This is a genomic window from Agrobacterium sp. OT33, assembly GCF_017313365.1.
Taxonomy (GTDB): Bacteria; Pseudomonadota; Alphaproteobacteria; order Rhizobiales; family Rhizobiaceae; genus Agrobacterium; species Agrobacterium rhizogenes_A.
Genome location: NZ_JAFLMZ010000006.1, coordinates 319,372 through 333,232 on the forward strand (window position 1 = coordinate 319,372; position 13,861 = coordinate 333,232).

Here is a 13,861-nt window from a genome sequence, read left to right on the forward strand (position 1 = left end):
GAGACATAATGCGACAGCTTAAATATTAGATGATATGATAGTTAGATGATCGAAGTAAAAAAGTCAAGCACTGCGAAACCCGAGCTCATTGAGAAACTTGGCGTCCTGATCATGCGCTGGCAGGAAGCAAGCCAGCGTTATGACGAAACGGTAGGCGATATTTTCCAGCTCGGCCCCGCCGAGCGACTGTGCCTGAGCTTTCTCACCAGTGGCCCCCAGACAGCGAGCGCGATTGCCCGGGCAACTCGGCTCACCCCGGCTGCGGTAACGGCCCTGGTGGACCGGCTCGAAGCCCGCAACTATGTTCGTCGACGACCTGATCCACGCGACCGGCGCAAGGTGCTGGTAGAGGCGTCCGCAGCGACCGAAGCGCTGATCCATGAGGTCTATCTGCCATTGGCCAAGGCCGGCGCCGCCGCCTTTGACAAGCGCAGTGCCGAAGAGCTGCAGATCGTGGCCGAAGTACTGGAACAGACCATCGCCATCCAGAATGAGATGACCGAAAGACTGCTCGTTCGACCGGAAAAATGAACGTGCCAGAAGCAATCGCCCTTCGGTCTGCGAGACGAATGACGACTGGCCATAATTGCCTTGTCACCGACACCCACGGGCATTCACCACGGATAACCGGCAAACAGCGGGTCAAAAATTTGCGACAGGCGCAGCAAAAACCCTCAACCGTTCCGCCAGGCCCGCGCATTGTCTGTGGCACGTGCGAAGCGTTGATGGTCTGTGGCGTCAACCGATCCGTCCGGTGCAAATATCTCGGCATCGTTTCGCATCGCGGTTACATCAATGCCGCACAGTTCCGCCAGCCCCAGCGCCGTCAACTCTCGCATGGCGGGCACGCGAATGGTTCGGCCACTGGCAGCCGCGAGGAAACGGGCGAAATAGCGGCTATTCGACAAACCGCCGTCGATGGAAATCGTATCGCTGACAGGAACGGCAGCCGCCGCAGCCTCCATCAGACGGACTGTCAGCAGTGCAATGCCTTCCAGCATGGCGCGCACCATGTCGCTTCGTTCTGTGGCATGGTCCATGCCGATGAACAGCGGCACGGCCTGCCTGTCCCAATAGGGTGCGGCAAGGCCCGAAAGGGCGGGCACGAATGCGAGACCACGGCGAATGGCCGACGCCCCCTCGAAACCGTCAAGTTCGGCATTCTCCGCATAGAGACCGATCTTTCGCGCCCATTCGAGCACCGCACCGGCATCATAGACCCCGCCTTCGATGGCAAAGACGGTAGAGGCATCCTGCATTTGCCAGCCGACCGCCGGCAAGAGCCCTTCCGTCAGGGGACGCTCATTCCCCGCCACGGCCAGGAGAAAAGCACCCGTGCCGAAAGTTATCTTGCAATCGCCGTGCTTGCGGCAGCCATGCCCATAAAGCGCCGCCTGCTGGTCGACGATGGAAACGCGGACCGGCGTTCCGTCAATCGAACCGAAGCTGCCATCGACAGGGCTGATTGCAGGCAGGCAATCCCGCGGCACGCCGTGAAGCGCGCAGAGTTCCGGGCTCCAGTCTCCGGTATCCAGATCGAGCAATCCCGTGCGCGAGGCTGTTGCGAGGTCGGTGTGAAAACAGCCCGCCAGCCGGTCCAGAAAGAACGCATCGGTGGTGCCCAGCCGCAACCTTCCTGCGGCCCTTGCCCGGGCAACCGCCGGATTGTGCTTGACCAACCACGACAGTTTGCTGGCCGAAAAATAAGGATCGAGCGGCAGCCCGCAAATTTCTTTCGAAAGATCAACAGCCGATTGCGGCAGGGCAGCCAAGGCCTCAGCTGTTCGGGCATCCTGCCAGACGATGACCGGTGAGAGCGCCTCGCCGCTTTCGGCGTCCCAGGCAAGACAGCTCTCACCCTGATTGGCGATGGCTATCGCATCCACCGGACCGGCGGCGGCCAGTACCGCGCGGATATTGCGCAGCAGTTCTTCCGGATCATGCTCGACCTGACCCGCGGCCGGATAAAACTGCGCGTGACGCAGGCTCGACACGAGCTTCGCCGTACCACCATCGTCCACTAGGAGGCACCGGGTCGATGTTGTCCCCTGATCGATCGCCGCAATACGCATCAATCCGTCTCCAGAAAGTGAAAGGCAATCCGGCTCGCTTCAAAGGCGGCACCGGGAATGGGCACAAGCACGCGGCGTTCCGGCAGCCAAAGGCCAGCCCTGCTCCACACCTCCGCACCGTCGAGATGAAGAGAAAGCCGGCCTCTGACACGTCTCGCAAAACGCAGCTGAAAATCGCAAAAGGCCGGACGATCAAGCCCGCCCGGCCGCAACATGGCGGGAACCGCCAGCTTGAGCGGATCGGCGAAGGTGACAGGCACCGCACGGGTGTTGCAGGGTTCACGGGCAAGATCATCAGCCACCGCAGCACCAACCCGACGGCCTTCGCGAAACGACCATCCACCCGTTTCCACCGCCCGCAATATATTCCCGCCGGCAAAGAAAACCGGATTGGGCATCCGTCCGTCCTGATCGATCATCGCCCCGGCGCTGCCTGCCGCCACGTCGAGCGAGGATGCGTCGAGAAGCGCTGCCTCCGGCGTGAACCGCCCGGTCAGAAGGACACCATCGCACTTGACCGTCAGGAGGCGACCGTCCGCCAGCCGGATATCCGCCTCCTCGACACGGCCTCGCCCGCGAATATCCGCAAGCGTCGCACGGCAATGAAAGGGCACGCCGAACAACCGGGGAAACCATTGAAAAGCGGACCACGCCAGCGGTTCCGGCTCAGGCTCGATCATCGCCACCGGCCGCGCATGATGCGTCAGGCACGTGAGAAGTGCCGAGAACGAAACCAGTTCCGAACCAATGATCAACGGTCGCCTGAAGGGCATGATGCCATGAAAGGCGACAAAGGACTGCAACGTACCGGTGGTGATCACGCCCACCGGCCGATCGCCAGGCAAAAGCCGCGCCGAACGCGGTTTTTCCCGCGCGCCGGTGGCCAGAACGATGCGTCTGGCGCTCAATGTCTCGACACCGCGCGCCGATGCCACTAGCACCGCACCATCCTGTGCGAGTTCCACGACCGAATGGCCGAGGCGGATATCCACCCCGGCATCCAGCACTTCCCGCTGCAGGCGTTTCGCATAGGCCGGGCCGAAATAGACGCGACCGAATTCGCGCATACCGAAAGGCGAGTGCGAGCAATGCCGGGGCGCGCCGCCAATGGCCTGCTCCCGGTCGAGGATCACCACGCGGGCAATGCCGCGCGCCTTCAGTTCCAGTGCCGCGGCCACGCCCGCCGGACCGCCGCCGATTACGATCACATCAGCATCCGGAGTTCTTTCTCCCATTTGCTGAAAAGGCTTTGAACCGTTCATCGGTCGTCTCCCCCATTGACCGCAAGCGGTACAGCCAGACGCCCACCCGTCATCGCGGCCAGCCGGGCGTTGCAGTAAAAACCCTGGCAGCGCCCCATCCCGGCGCGGGTGCGCCGCCGCAATCCGCCGAAATCGCCCGGTGGCACCGCACTGGAAAATGTCTCCTCTATGTCGCGCCGGGTGACGAGTTCGCAATGGCAGACGATTTCGCCGTGATCGACACGCTGCCAGTCCCGCTCGCTGGTTTCGGTGAGGTTGGGCACCGTCACTTCTGGCACTGATGGAGGCGGGACAAAAGGGCTGGCGAAACCCTCGTGAAGCGCCAGCGCATGTTGCGCCAGACCAAGCGCAGCGCTGAGACCGGTGGAGCGGATACCGCCGAGCGTGATCGCCCGCCGGTCCGGACGCGCGGAAATCCGGTAGTGCTTCTTTTCAGACGCCGGGCGCAGGCCGGCATAAACGGCGGTCACGGAAACGGCTGCCAATGCGGGAACGATTTCCGCTCCCCGCTTCAGCAACGCCTCCAGCGTCGCCGTCTCCACGGTCACACGTTCGCGATCATCCTGCTCTTCCGCCGTCGGCCCGACGAGAACATTACCAAAGGCGGTCGGGCACACCACGATACCCTTGGTGATTTCGGTGGGAACGGGCAGGACGATGCGCGGCACATGCCGGCGGGCCGCCTTGTCCAGCACGACGAACTGCCCCTTGCGGGGCTTGATCCTGAATTCAGGCGCAAGACCCAGGCGCGCATCGACGATATCGCCGAACAAGCCGGCGGCATTGACGACACTCGCTGCAAGGATCGGACCCGCCGCCGTCTCGATGTGCCATGCACCATCAAACGCACCGGACAGGACCTCGGCATTACGCACCAGCTGCGCCCCAAGCGCCAGCGCCTGCGTGAGATAACCGAGCGGCGCGGACCACGGATCGATGATGTGTTCTCCTGGCACCTCGAGCGCGGCCGCCAGATGGCCGGACAGGCCCGGCATGGCTTCCCGCGCCCGCCCGGCGGTAAGGAGATCAAGCTCGGCAATACCGTTGCGCCTCCCCTGATCGGCGATAGCCTCCAGCCTTTCAGCTTCGCCCGCATTCCAGGCGCAGACCAGCGCACCGGTTTCGACAAGGCTGAGACCCATCTGTCCGTGGATCGACAGGTATTCCGCCCGGCCCGCCTTCACCAGTTCCAGCTCCAGACTGCCTTCCGGGGCATCGAAACCGGTATGGAGAATGGCGCTGTTGGCCTTGGAGGCCCCGGAAAGGATGTCAGAGCCTTTTTCGATGACCACCACCTTCGCTCCGGCCAGTGCGAAACGGCGGGCGACTGCGCAACCGACCACCCCTGCGCCAATAATGGCGACGTCGAATTGCGTGGCGCGGCTCATATCAGATGTCTGGGCCATAACGGCGTCCCTTTGCCTTGGTGGTTCGAAAGCGAAATCGTGGGCGCAACGGGCTGAGCCGATGCACCTTGCAGGTTTACGAACGGAAGTGAAATTCGCCTGGTTCTATCCAGACAAAGCCGTGACAGGCTCCTCGAACTCAATCAGTACCACCCCACTCGTCTCCTGCTGGCACATGGCGCGGATCAGGATCATGATCTTGCCGGCCGCTTCGACGGGCGGCACGCCACCATCGCGAATGTTGGAGACGCAGTTGCGCCGGGAATCGGGCAATCCGGTCTTCGGCCCGAATGTCACATAGGCCCCCAGACTGTCGGCGGCCGAAAGGCCGGGACGCTCGCCGATCAGGATCACCGCCACCTTTGCGCCGAGCGCGGCGCCCACATCGTCACCGAGAGCCACCCGCGCCTGCGTCGCAAGCGTGATCGGTGCAACCGTCAACCCTTCGCTTGCCAGCGCCTGCAGCAAGGCTGTCGCCACCGGCACGGCATTCGTCTCCACAGCCGTTGCCGAAAGGCCATCGGCAATTACCAATGCGACATCGGCTCCCCCGCCCCGCCCCTCAAGCGAGCGCGCCCCTTCGTCGGAAAGGGCGCGGCCGAGATCGGGTCGACGCAGATAATCCGCACGATCCGGCGCGCGGCTTGCCACATGCACGACATCGGCACCCAGGGCACGCAAATCGCGTCCCACCCCGTCGATATCCAGCGGACGCCACACGGCCTGACGCGCCTGCGCGTGATCCAGCAGAAATGTCTGTACCGCGCGTGTCGGCGGGCTTGCCCCGGTGCGGCCAAGCGCCACCCGCGCATCCGTCATGGCCCGCAGAGCCTTGAGGCGCTCCGGCGGACCGGAAACGAGGGAGGATCGGCGATCGCGCATCAGGCGGCTTCCCTTGCCAGAAAATCAAGTTCACAAAGCGCGCGGTTCATCAGCGCCGGATTCTCGATCATGCGGCCACCGGCATCCGTCAGGCCCACCTTCTCCAGCCAAGCCGCAAATTCCGGCGCAGGCCGGCGTTTCAGCGTTTCGCGGGCATAGATGGAATCATGGTGGGAAAGCGTCTGGTAATTCAACATCACATCGTCCGAACCGGGCACGGTGATGACGAAATTGACATTGGCCGCACACAGCATGGTCAACAGCATGTCCATGTCTTCCTGATCGGCATCGGCATGGTTGGTATAACAGACATCAACGCCCATCGGCAGGCCGAGCAGCTTGCCACAGAAATGATCCTCAAGGCCGGCACGGATGATCTGCTTGCCATTGTAGAGATATTCCGGGCCGATGAAGCCAACGACGGTATTGACCAGAAGCGGCGAGAATTCCCGCGCCACGGCATAGGCGCGTGCCTCCATGGTCTGCTGATCGACGCCGAAATGGGCATCCGCCGACAGGGCAGCCCCCTGCCCCGTCTCGAAATACATGAGATTGCTGCCGATCGTTCCGCGCTTCAGCGACAGACCGGCCTCATGCGCTTCCCGCAGAACGGCAAGATTAACGCCGAAACCGGCATTGGCCTTCTCGGAGCCGGCAATCGACTGGAACACCAGATCGACGGGCGCGGCCCGCTCCATCGCCCGGATTGCCGTCGTCACATGGCCGAGGCAGCAGGTCTGGGTGGGAATGTCGAGCCATTGCCGCAGATCGTCGAGCAATTGCACGACGCGGATATAGTCCGATAGCGCACTTGTCGCCGGGTTGACACCAATCACCGCGTCGCCGCTGCCGAGCAGCAATCCGTCAACGGCAGAGATGGCGATGCCGAGGGAATCGTCGGTTGGATGGTTCGGCTGGTTGCGGGTGGACAAGCGGCCGGAAAGACCAATCGTGTTGCGAAACCGGCTGACGACTTCCCTTTTGGCCGATACCGTCACCAGATCCTGCAACCGCATGATCTTGGAAACCGCCGCCACCATTTCCGGTGTCAGACCCCATGTTACCGCCTCCAGTTCCGCCTGCCCTGTCCCGGGATTGAGCAGCCACTCGCGAAACTCGCCAACCGTCAGGGACGCGACCGGCGCGAAGGCCCGCGCGTCGTGCTGACGGGCGATAAGTGCCGAAACCTCATCCTCGTCAGAGGCGATCAGCTCCTGCGCAACGAAGGTGGAAAGCGGCAGGTCGGCCAGCGCCATCTGCGCCGCCAGCCGTTCCACCGGCCCCTCCGCCGAGAGCCCGGCAAGCTGGTCGCCCGACCTTTCCGGGGTTGCCTTCGCCATCAGTGTCTTCAAATCGTCGAAACGATAGGTCGTACCGGCGGCGATCTGTCGATATGCCATCCTGACGGCCCCTACTTTACGAAGGTCTTCGTAAGGCCCGCCGTACGATCCACGATCAGGACGACGGCAAGCGTCAGCACGATCAGAAGAACGGAAATGGCGGCAACGAGCGGATCAGCCTGGGTTTCAACATGCTGATACATGGCGACAGGAAGCGTTGTGATACGCGGACCGGTGAGGAACAGCGAAATCACGGCTTCATCGAACGAGACGAGAAAGGAAAGCGCCGCCGTGGCAACAACGCCCGGCGCAATCATCGGCATGGTGATGCGGCGGAAGACAGTGAGCGGCGATGCTCCCAGCGTGGAGGCGGCCTCTTCGAAGATCAGAGGAAGGCCGGCAAGCGAGGTGGTGAGCACACGCAGGGCATAGGGCAGCACGATGATGAGATGCGCAATCACCAGCCCGGTGAAGGTACCGAGCAGACCCGCGCCAGCGAAGACGATCAGGATCGCAAGACCAAGAACGATGGTCGGCAAAAGCAGCGGCGCGGTGAAGAAGGCCAGCAAAGCATCCGCGCCGATCACCCGCATGCGGACAATCGCATAAGAGGCAGGCAGCGCGATCAGCATGGACAGCACGGTGACGATGACGGCGAGGACCGTACTGGTGCCGAGCGCACCGATCATCTTGGAATTATGCATGAGATCGACATACCAGCGCAGGCTCCAGCCCGAGGGCGGGAAGGTCATGTAGCTGTCGGCCGAAAACGAGATCGGCACGACGAGCACGACAGGCGCAAGCAGAAAGAGGAACATGACAAAGGCGGCAATTTTCAGCGCCAGCGGTGCGGAGCGTTCTTCCATCTTCGATCTCCTTTAAAGAACGGCCCGCAGAAGCCGGGAATAGAGAACCAGGGCAGCACCGAAAATCACAAGGATGATCATCGAAAGCGTGGCGGCGAGTGGCCAGTTGAGCGTCACGATGGCCTGATCGTAGATTTCCGTCGCCAGGAGGAAGACCCGGCCGCCGCCGAGCAGCTTGGGCGTGATGAAGGAGCTGACGGCCAGAACGAAGGAGAGCAGGCAACCAAGCGCGACGCCGGGCATGGTGAGCGGCACGATGATCCGCCAGAACACTTTCCAGGGCGACGCGCCGAGCGTTTCCGCGGCTTCCTCGACACGTGGATCGAGCCTGCCGAAACCGGCCAGAAGAGCGAGAATCATATAGGGCATCAGGATTTCGGTGAGGCCGATGACGACGCCGATCTTGTTGAACAAGAGACGCACGCCGCCTTGCGCACCCAGCGCGAACAGAATGTTGTTGATGAGGCCGTCATCGGCAAGGATGGCGATCCAGCCATAGGTGCGCACCACAGCCGAGGTCAGCAGCGGCGAAATGACGAGCACCAGCAGCAGCGTCTTCCAGCGGCCCTGCGCACGGTGAAGGTAAAGGGCGATGGGATAGGAGGCGACGAGCGTCAGAACGGTGATCAGAAGGCTCGTGAGGATGCTCTGGCCGATCAGTTCGATATAAAAACCGTCGGTGAGAGTGGACGACCAGTTTTCCAGCGTGTGAGCTTCCCCAAGGCCACCTCCGCCCAGGCTTTCGCGGAAGGAAAGCAGCAGCAGGTTGAAGACAGGCAGCACGAAGGCCAGGCCGTTGACCGCGATGATCGGCCCGAGAAGCAGGGTGGCGAGAAACACCATGGAGGAGGTACGGCTGCCGGGAGCCGTGATCATAACCGACGCCGTCATTGGTTTGCTCCGAAGACCAGCGTGTCCTCGACGCGCCAGACGAGGCTGACAGCGCTGCCCGCCGCCACCGGCGTTTCACCGCCGGAGGTCGCGCGTTCGACCGACAAAGTCTGTCCGCCCGCGACGATCTCGTACTGGAGAATGTCCCCCGCATAATAGACATCCCGGACCTCGCCGGCGATGCGGTTGACCGGTGCTCCGTCAAAATCAGGCGCGGCGTCGCCGGCGACCGTCATGGCCATGCGATGCGGCCGAACCATAAGATCGATCTTGCCGTTATGCGAACCGGGCGCACGCAATACCGCATCGCCGACCGTGATGCGGTCGCCCGCCGCGTCGCCGACCAGCCTGTTGGTGCGGCCGACGAAGGAAGCGACGAAGGCAGTCGCCGGGCGTTCGTAGAGATCATGCGGCGTGCCGAGCTGTTCCAGCCGCCCGCCGTTGAGGACGGCAACCTTGTCGCACATGCTGAGCGCCTCGACCTGATCATGCGTGACGAAGATGGACGTAATGCCGAGCTGTTTCTGGATACGGCGGATTTCGGCGCGCATCTCGTCACGCAGCTTGGCGTCGAGATTGGAAAGGGGCTCATCAAACAAAAGGATGGAAGGCTGGATAACGAGGGCACGCGCCAGCGCGACCCGCTGCTGCTGGCCACCGGAAAGCTGGGCGGGGCGGCGGTCCTCGCGCCCTTCCAGCCGCACCATGGCGATGGCTTCACGGGCGCGGCGTTCCGCTTCGGCAGCCGGTACCTTGCGCATTTCAAGACCGAACATGACGTTCTTGAGCACTGTCATATGCGGGAAAAGCGCATAGCTCTGGAAAACCAGACCGATATCACGCTTGTAGGGCGCAAGCTGCGTCACGTCCTTGCCACCAATCAGGATCGAGCCTGACGTCACGGGAGCAAGGCCGGCAATCATGCGCAACGACGTCGACTTGCCGCAACCCGAGGGACCAAGGAAAGCAACCAGCTCGCCCTTGGGAATCTCGAGATTGAGATTATCCACGGCGACCATGGTCTCGTAGCGCTTGGTCAGTGAACGAATCGAGAGGAATCCTGGCTGCATGGTGTCTGAAGTTCCCATTCTGGCTTTTTGCCTTTCTCCAGGACATGTCCGGCCCATGAGCGCGAAAATGGCCTGTCTCTTGATCTGTGCAGTCGCAGCAGAAATTCAGCTGTACTGTTTCGCGGCGTTTCCCATCTCGCAGACCTGCAAAGTCACGGGAAACGCATGTCCGTGTTCCTCACCCCTCCGCCGACCCCAGTGTCGACAGAGGGAATGAACCGTTTCGTATGTTTCCGCAGCCATGATGGATGATGCGGAAGACCTGCCATTCTACGCTTGGCGCGCCTCAGCGGCTGAGCGGAATGACCTTGCGACGCCAGTCCTGCGTGACCTGGTCACGGACCTTCGAGAGGCCGATCCAGTCAACCGGGATAACCTTGTCCATCGCCTTGACGACGGTACGGTCGCTGACATCGTCGGCGACAGTGGCCTTGGCATTGGTCGGCGCATAATACATGGCGGCGGTAAAGGCAGCCTGGGCTTCAGGGCTCAGCGCATAGTCAACGAATTTGCGCGCCGCCTCGGACGACGGTCCGCCCTTGACGAGATTGAGCGTATTGATCTGGAGGATCGTGCCTTCCTTGGGAAGAACGACCTTCATCTTGCCGTTGGAGCCATCGGCATTCACCTGGCTGCGGGCATTCCAGCCCACGCCCAGCGAGACCTGGCCATTGACGACATTCGGGTAGACTTCCGGCTTCGGCTCCCAGGTCTGAACATTTGGCGCAACTTCAGCCATGGCATTGATGCCGGCGTCGATATTCTTGATGAAGTCTGTGCCGCCATTCATATGGTCCATGATGATGGTCGTGCCGATACCGACGATATCAGGGGCGCTCAGCATCGCGACTTTACCCTTGAGGGCGCTGTCCTTCAGGGCATTCCAGCTGTCCGGGGCCGTCTTGATCGCATCGGTGTTGTAGATGAGGACAAGGTTATCGAAGGTCACGCCGACGCCGGCCACGCCTTCGAAGCGGGCATTGGGATAGAGGTCGGCGAAATTCCTGGTCACGCTTTCATCGATCTTGTCGAACAGACCTTCGTCCGTGCCGGTCTTGGCGACGGAAACATCCATCAGCGCGATATCGGCCTGCGGCGCAGCCTTCTGGGCGCGCAGCGAGCCGAGCATCGCGGCAGAACCCTGCTGCGGGAAATAGTCGACCTTGATATCAGGGTTGGCGGCCATGAAAGGCTCGATGACGGCCTTGGTATAACGCTCCTGGAAAAGGCCGCTATAACCGAGGAATGTCACGGTCTGCTCCGCGTGCGCCGGAAGGGCAGCCGCGCCAAGCATGAGAATCCCGCTCAGAAGTATCGATTTCTTCATTGTCCTGTTCTCCTCTATTGTTATTGGGAGTGGCGGACTGATCCGCCACCCGTAAGATTGTGTCAGGCGCTCAGTTTGGCCTGGACGAATTTATTCGCGCCGGAAATGTCCGGCAGCTTCTCGCCGTTGCGCAGGCGCTCCAGAAGCACGATCTCGGCCTCCTGCATGCTGATGGCACGTTCCGCCATGGCGCGGGCCTGGCTCGGATGAAGGGCAACAACGCCGCTTTCATCGCACAGGATTGCATCGCCCGGATTGATCATCTGGCCGCCAACACTGATCGGAACGTTGATCGCGCCTTCCAGGCCAAGGATCTTGGTAGTGATCGGCGACGGGCCACGGCACCACATGGGCATGTCGACCTTGGTGAACTCCGAGAAATCGGTCGCCGGGCCATCGACGACACCGGCTTTCACACCGGCCATCTTCATGGTGTTGGTGATGACACCGCCCCAGCAGGCGTGGCGGGTATCACCGCAACGGTCGATGAGGACGATATCGCCCGGACGCACGAGTTGCGTCAGGTAGTGGAGCATGGTCGAATCCGCGTTCGGGATGCGCAGTGTGACGGCGGTGCCGGCCACCCGCTTGCCCGGCAGGACCGCGCGGATTTCAGGGTCGACGAAGCCGGAGTGAAGCACATGGCCGATCGTTGCGACTTCAACCTTTTCAAGAAGCTCGATGATATCGGCGCCGATCTGTTCCGGCATGGGATTGACGGTAAACATAAGTCTTTCTCCGATCAGAGAACGTGGTGGTTTGCCACCGGCACGTTGGCGCGCACCTTGGCCGAATAATCGAAATCGAGGGCGGCGCCGGCGGTCCCGACAGTGTCGGAGCATTGGGCGACGATGTGGCCCCACGGATCGATGACCATGGAATGTCCCCAGCAGGCCTTCTTGCCGCCGGCATGGGTGCCGATCTGACCGACAGCGAGGAAATAGGTCTGGGTTTCGACAGCGCGGGCGCGGGCCAGCACTTCCCAGTGATCCTTGCCTGTCATGAGTGTGAAGGCAGCCGGCAGAACGATGACATCTGCCCCCTTGTCGCGCAGGGCGCGGAAGAGTTCCGGGAAGCGGATATCATAGCAGATGCCGCAACCGACCGTCCTGTCGCCAACCTTGTAGGTCACGACGTCTTCGCCGCGGGCGACTGAATCGGATTCGCGGTAGCTGATGCCGTTCGGGGTATCGACGTCGAACAGGTGAATCTTGCGATAACGGGCGATCTGCTTGCCATCAGGACCGAAAACGAGCGTCGAATTGTAGAAGCGGTTACCTTCCTTTTCGACGATGGAGCCGGCGTGCAGCGTAATTGCGTGCTTTCTGGCGAGCCCCGAAAGCAGCGTATAGATTTCGCCATCGGGGAATTCCTCCCCGCTTTCATGCATCTCCTGGGGATTATCTCCAAGAAATGCAAAGTATTCTGGAAGAACAACAAGGTCCGGATTATCCGCCTTGACCGCCTTCTCTATAAGTTCAGCAGCAACCTTCAGGTTTTCTGCCTTGTCGTTCTGGGTATTCATTTGAACAAGTGAGACTTTCACGTTGCTCTCCTCTCATGTTGCGAGGAGAATTAAGAACGGGAACGGTTTTCATGACAAACGGAAAAACTCTATCGGAACCCATAAGGTAAGCTTATAGATTAATCATTTTGCGCTGCAGCACAAATTTTAGGCCGCAGCGGTCATCCATTGCGTGGTGGTCTCACTGACGATTTCCGCCGCCATGTCGGCTATGGCCCGGGCAAGTGCGTTGTCACCCTGCTCCTGATAAACGGTATGGAAAGTCAGCGGCGGCACCGATGGAACGATGTCGAGAATACGCGCCACGCCTGACTTGATAATGTCGTCCACCAGCACGCGCGGCAAGGCGCCTACGCCGACCGCAGCGGCCACGAGGCGGGTCATGATCGACAGCGAATTGGAGTTGTAGATACGGCTGTCGGAGAGCCCGTGAGCATCGAGCAACGCGCGCAGCGCCTGATGCGGCTGCGAGCCGGTCGAGAAGGTAAGCAACGGAAAATGCGCGATATCTTCGAGTGTGACACCCGTTTCCGGCAACGGCAAATCCACCGCGCCCACCCAGCAGGACTCGAACGTGCAGAGCGGCGAATTATAGATGTTCGCGGCCATGACAGGCCCCATGATGAAACCGACGTCGACTTCGCCATTTTGAATGCGCTGGGATAGTTTCAGACTGGTATCGATGGTCAGATCCAGGCTGACACCGGGATATTGTTCGTTCATGCGGCGAATGAGAAGCGGCAACCAGGCATAGACGATCGTATCCGCCGCGCCGATGCGTACCGTGCCTCTCAGCGCCTCGCGGCTGCTCACGATCTGCCGGAACTCACCGGTCAGGTTGACGATCTTTTCGGCATGCTGCAGTGCCAGACGACCGGCGGGCGTCAGGTTGACGCAGCGCACATCACGGGTGAACAGCACCACGCCAAGCTCCCTCTCCAGAGCGGCGATCCGGTTGGACACCGATGCCTGGGTGGTATGCAGACGTTCCGCCGCCGCCGAAAAGCTGTTCAGTCGTGCAGCCCAGAGGAAAGTTTCGAGAAATCGCGTATTCATGAGGTAAAATCTTCTCGCATGGCTCCGCGATCCAGCACTGCGTCTCTGGCTTCGTCTTGCCCTTGGCCTTTGTGGTTCAAACCTGAGTATGTCCGATGCACACGCTTATAAGCAAGGGATCAACCCCACCGACAGCACCCTCCAGGCGTGTCATCATTGCTTTG

At 61.3% G+C, this 13,861-nt stretch carries 13 protein-coding genes; 1 reads left to right on the plus strand and 12 read right to left on the minus strand.

The annotated features are described in order from the left end of the window. The first annotated feature begins 45 nt into the window (after positions 1 to 45). Entirely contained in the window at positions 46 to 531 is a 486-nt protein-coding gene (locus tag JZX88_RS16490; RefSeq protein WP_206914194.1) for a MarR family winged helix-turn-helix transcriptional regulator, read from the plus strand. Positions 532 to 674: 143 nt separating this feature from the next. Here the strand turns inward: JZX88_RS16490 and JZX88_RS16495 are convergent, their stop codons facing one another. From JZX88_RS16495 to JZX88_RS16550, 12 genes are all read right to left on the minus strand, one after another. Then, complete coding sequence (locus JZX88_RS16495; protein ID WP_206914195.1) at positions 675 to 2,072, minus strand: FGGY family carbohydrate kinase; 1,398 nt, start codon at positions 2,070 to 2,072, stop codon at positions 675 to 677. Then, on the minus strand, positions 2,072 to 3,334 hold the full coding sequence (locus JZX88_RS16500) for an FAD-dependent oxidoreductase (RefSeq protein WP_206914196.1): 1,263 nt from the start codon (positions 3,332 to 3,334) through the stop codon (positions 2,072 to 2,074). The genes JZX88_RS16495 and JZX88_RS16500 overlap by 1 nt, the downstream gene beginning before the upstream one ends. Beyond that, positions 3,331 to 4,740: an NAD(P)/FAD-dependent oxidoreductase gene (locus tag JZX88_RS16505; RefSeq protein ID WP_206914197.1), complete on the minus strand. Its 1,410-nt coding sequence runs from the start codon at positions 4,738 to 4,740 to the stop codon at positions 3,331 to 3,333. Before JZX88_RS16505 ends, JZX88_RS16500 begins: the two co-directional genes overlap by 4 nt. A 105-nt stretch (positions 4,741 to 4,845) precedes the next feature. Further along, a complete protein-coding gene (gene eutC / locus JZX88_RS16510; protein WP_206914198.1) occupies positions 4,846 to 5,622 on the minus strand; it encodes an ethanolamine ammonia-lyase subunit EutC in 777 nt (258 codons plus the stop codon). Then, a complete protein-coding gene (locus JZX88_RS16515; RefSeq protein WP_110760403.1) occupies positions 5,622 to 7,022 on the minus strand; it encodes an ethanolamine ammonia-lyase subunit EutB in 1,401 nt (466 codons plus the stop codon). Before JZX88_RS16515 ends, eutC begins: the two co-directional genes overlap by 1 nt. An 11-nt stretch (positions 7,023 to 7,033) precedes the next feature. Continuing rightward, on the minus strand, positions 7,034 to 7,828 hold the full coding sequence (locus JZX88_RS16520; protein ID WP_065117203.1) for an ABC transporter permease: 795 nt from the start codon (positions 7,826 to 7,828) through the stop codon (positions 7,034 to 7,036). Positions 7,829 to 7,840: 12 nt separating this feature from the next. Then, positions 7,841 to 8,719, minus strand: a complete 879-nt coding sequence (locus JZX88_RS16525) for an ABC transporter permease (protein WP_206914199.1) — start codon at positions 8,717 to 8,719, stop codon at positions 7,841 to 7,843. Further along, positions 8,716 to 9,789 (minus strand): ABC transporter ATP-binding protein, encoded by a 1,074-nt coding sequence (locus JZX88_RS16530; RefSeq protein ID WP_065117201.1) that lies wholly within the window; start codon positions 9,787 to 9,789, stop codon positions 8,716 to 8,718. The genes JZX88_RS16525 and JZX88_RS16530 overlap by 4 nt, the downstream gene beginning before the upstream one ends. Before the next feature lie 286 nt (positions 9,790 to 10,075). After that, the gene (locus JZX88_RS16535) at positions 10,076 to 11,116 is read right to left on the minus strand and encodes an ABC transporter substrate-binding protein (RefSeq protein WP_206914200.1); all 1,041 of its coding nucleotides are present in this window, start codon (positions 11,114 to 11,116) and stop codon (positions 10,076 to 10,078) included. Between the two features lie 62 nt (positions 11,117 to 11,178). Continuing rightward, entirely contained in the window at positions 11,179 to 11,844 is a 666-nt protein-coding gene (locus JZX88_RS16540) for an RraA family protein (RefSeq protein ID WP_065117199.1), read from the minus strand. Positions 11,845 to 11,858: 14 nt separating this feature from the next. Then, a complete protein-coding gene (locus tag JZX88_RS16545) occupies positions 11,859 to 12,662 on the minus strand; it encodes a carbon-nitrogen hydrolase family protein (RefSeq protein WP_206914201.1) in 804 nt (267 codons plus the stop codon). Positions 12,663 to 12,788: 126 nt separating this feature from the next. Continuing rightward, positions 12,789 to 13,697 (minus strand): LysR family transcriptional regulator, encoded by a 909-nt coding sequence (locus tag JZX88_RS16550; RefSeq protein ID WP_065117197.1) that lies wholly within the window; start codon positions 13,695 to 13,697, stop codon positions 12,789 to 12,791. Positions 13,698 to 13,861 lie beyond the last annotated feature (164 nt).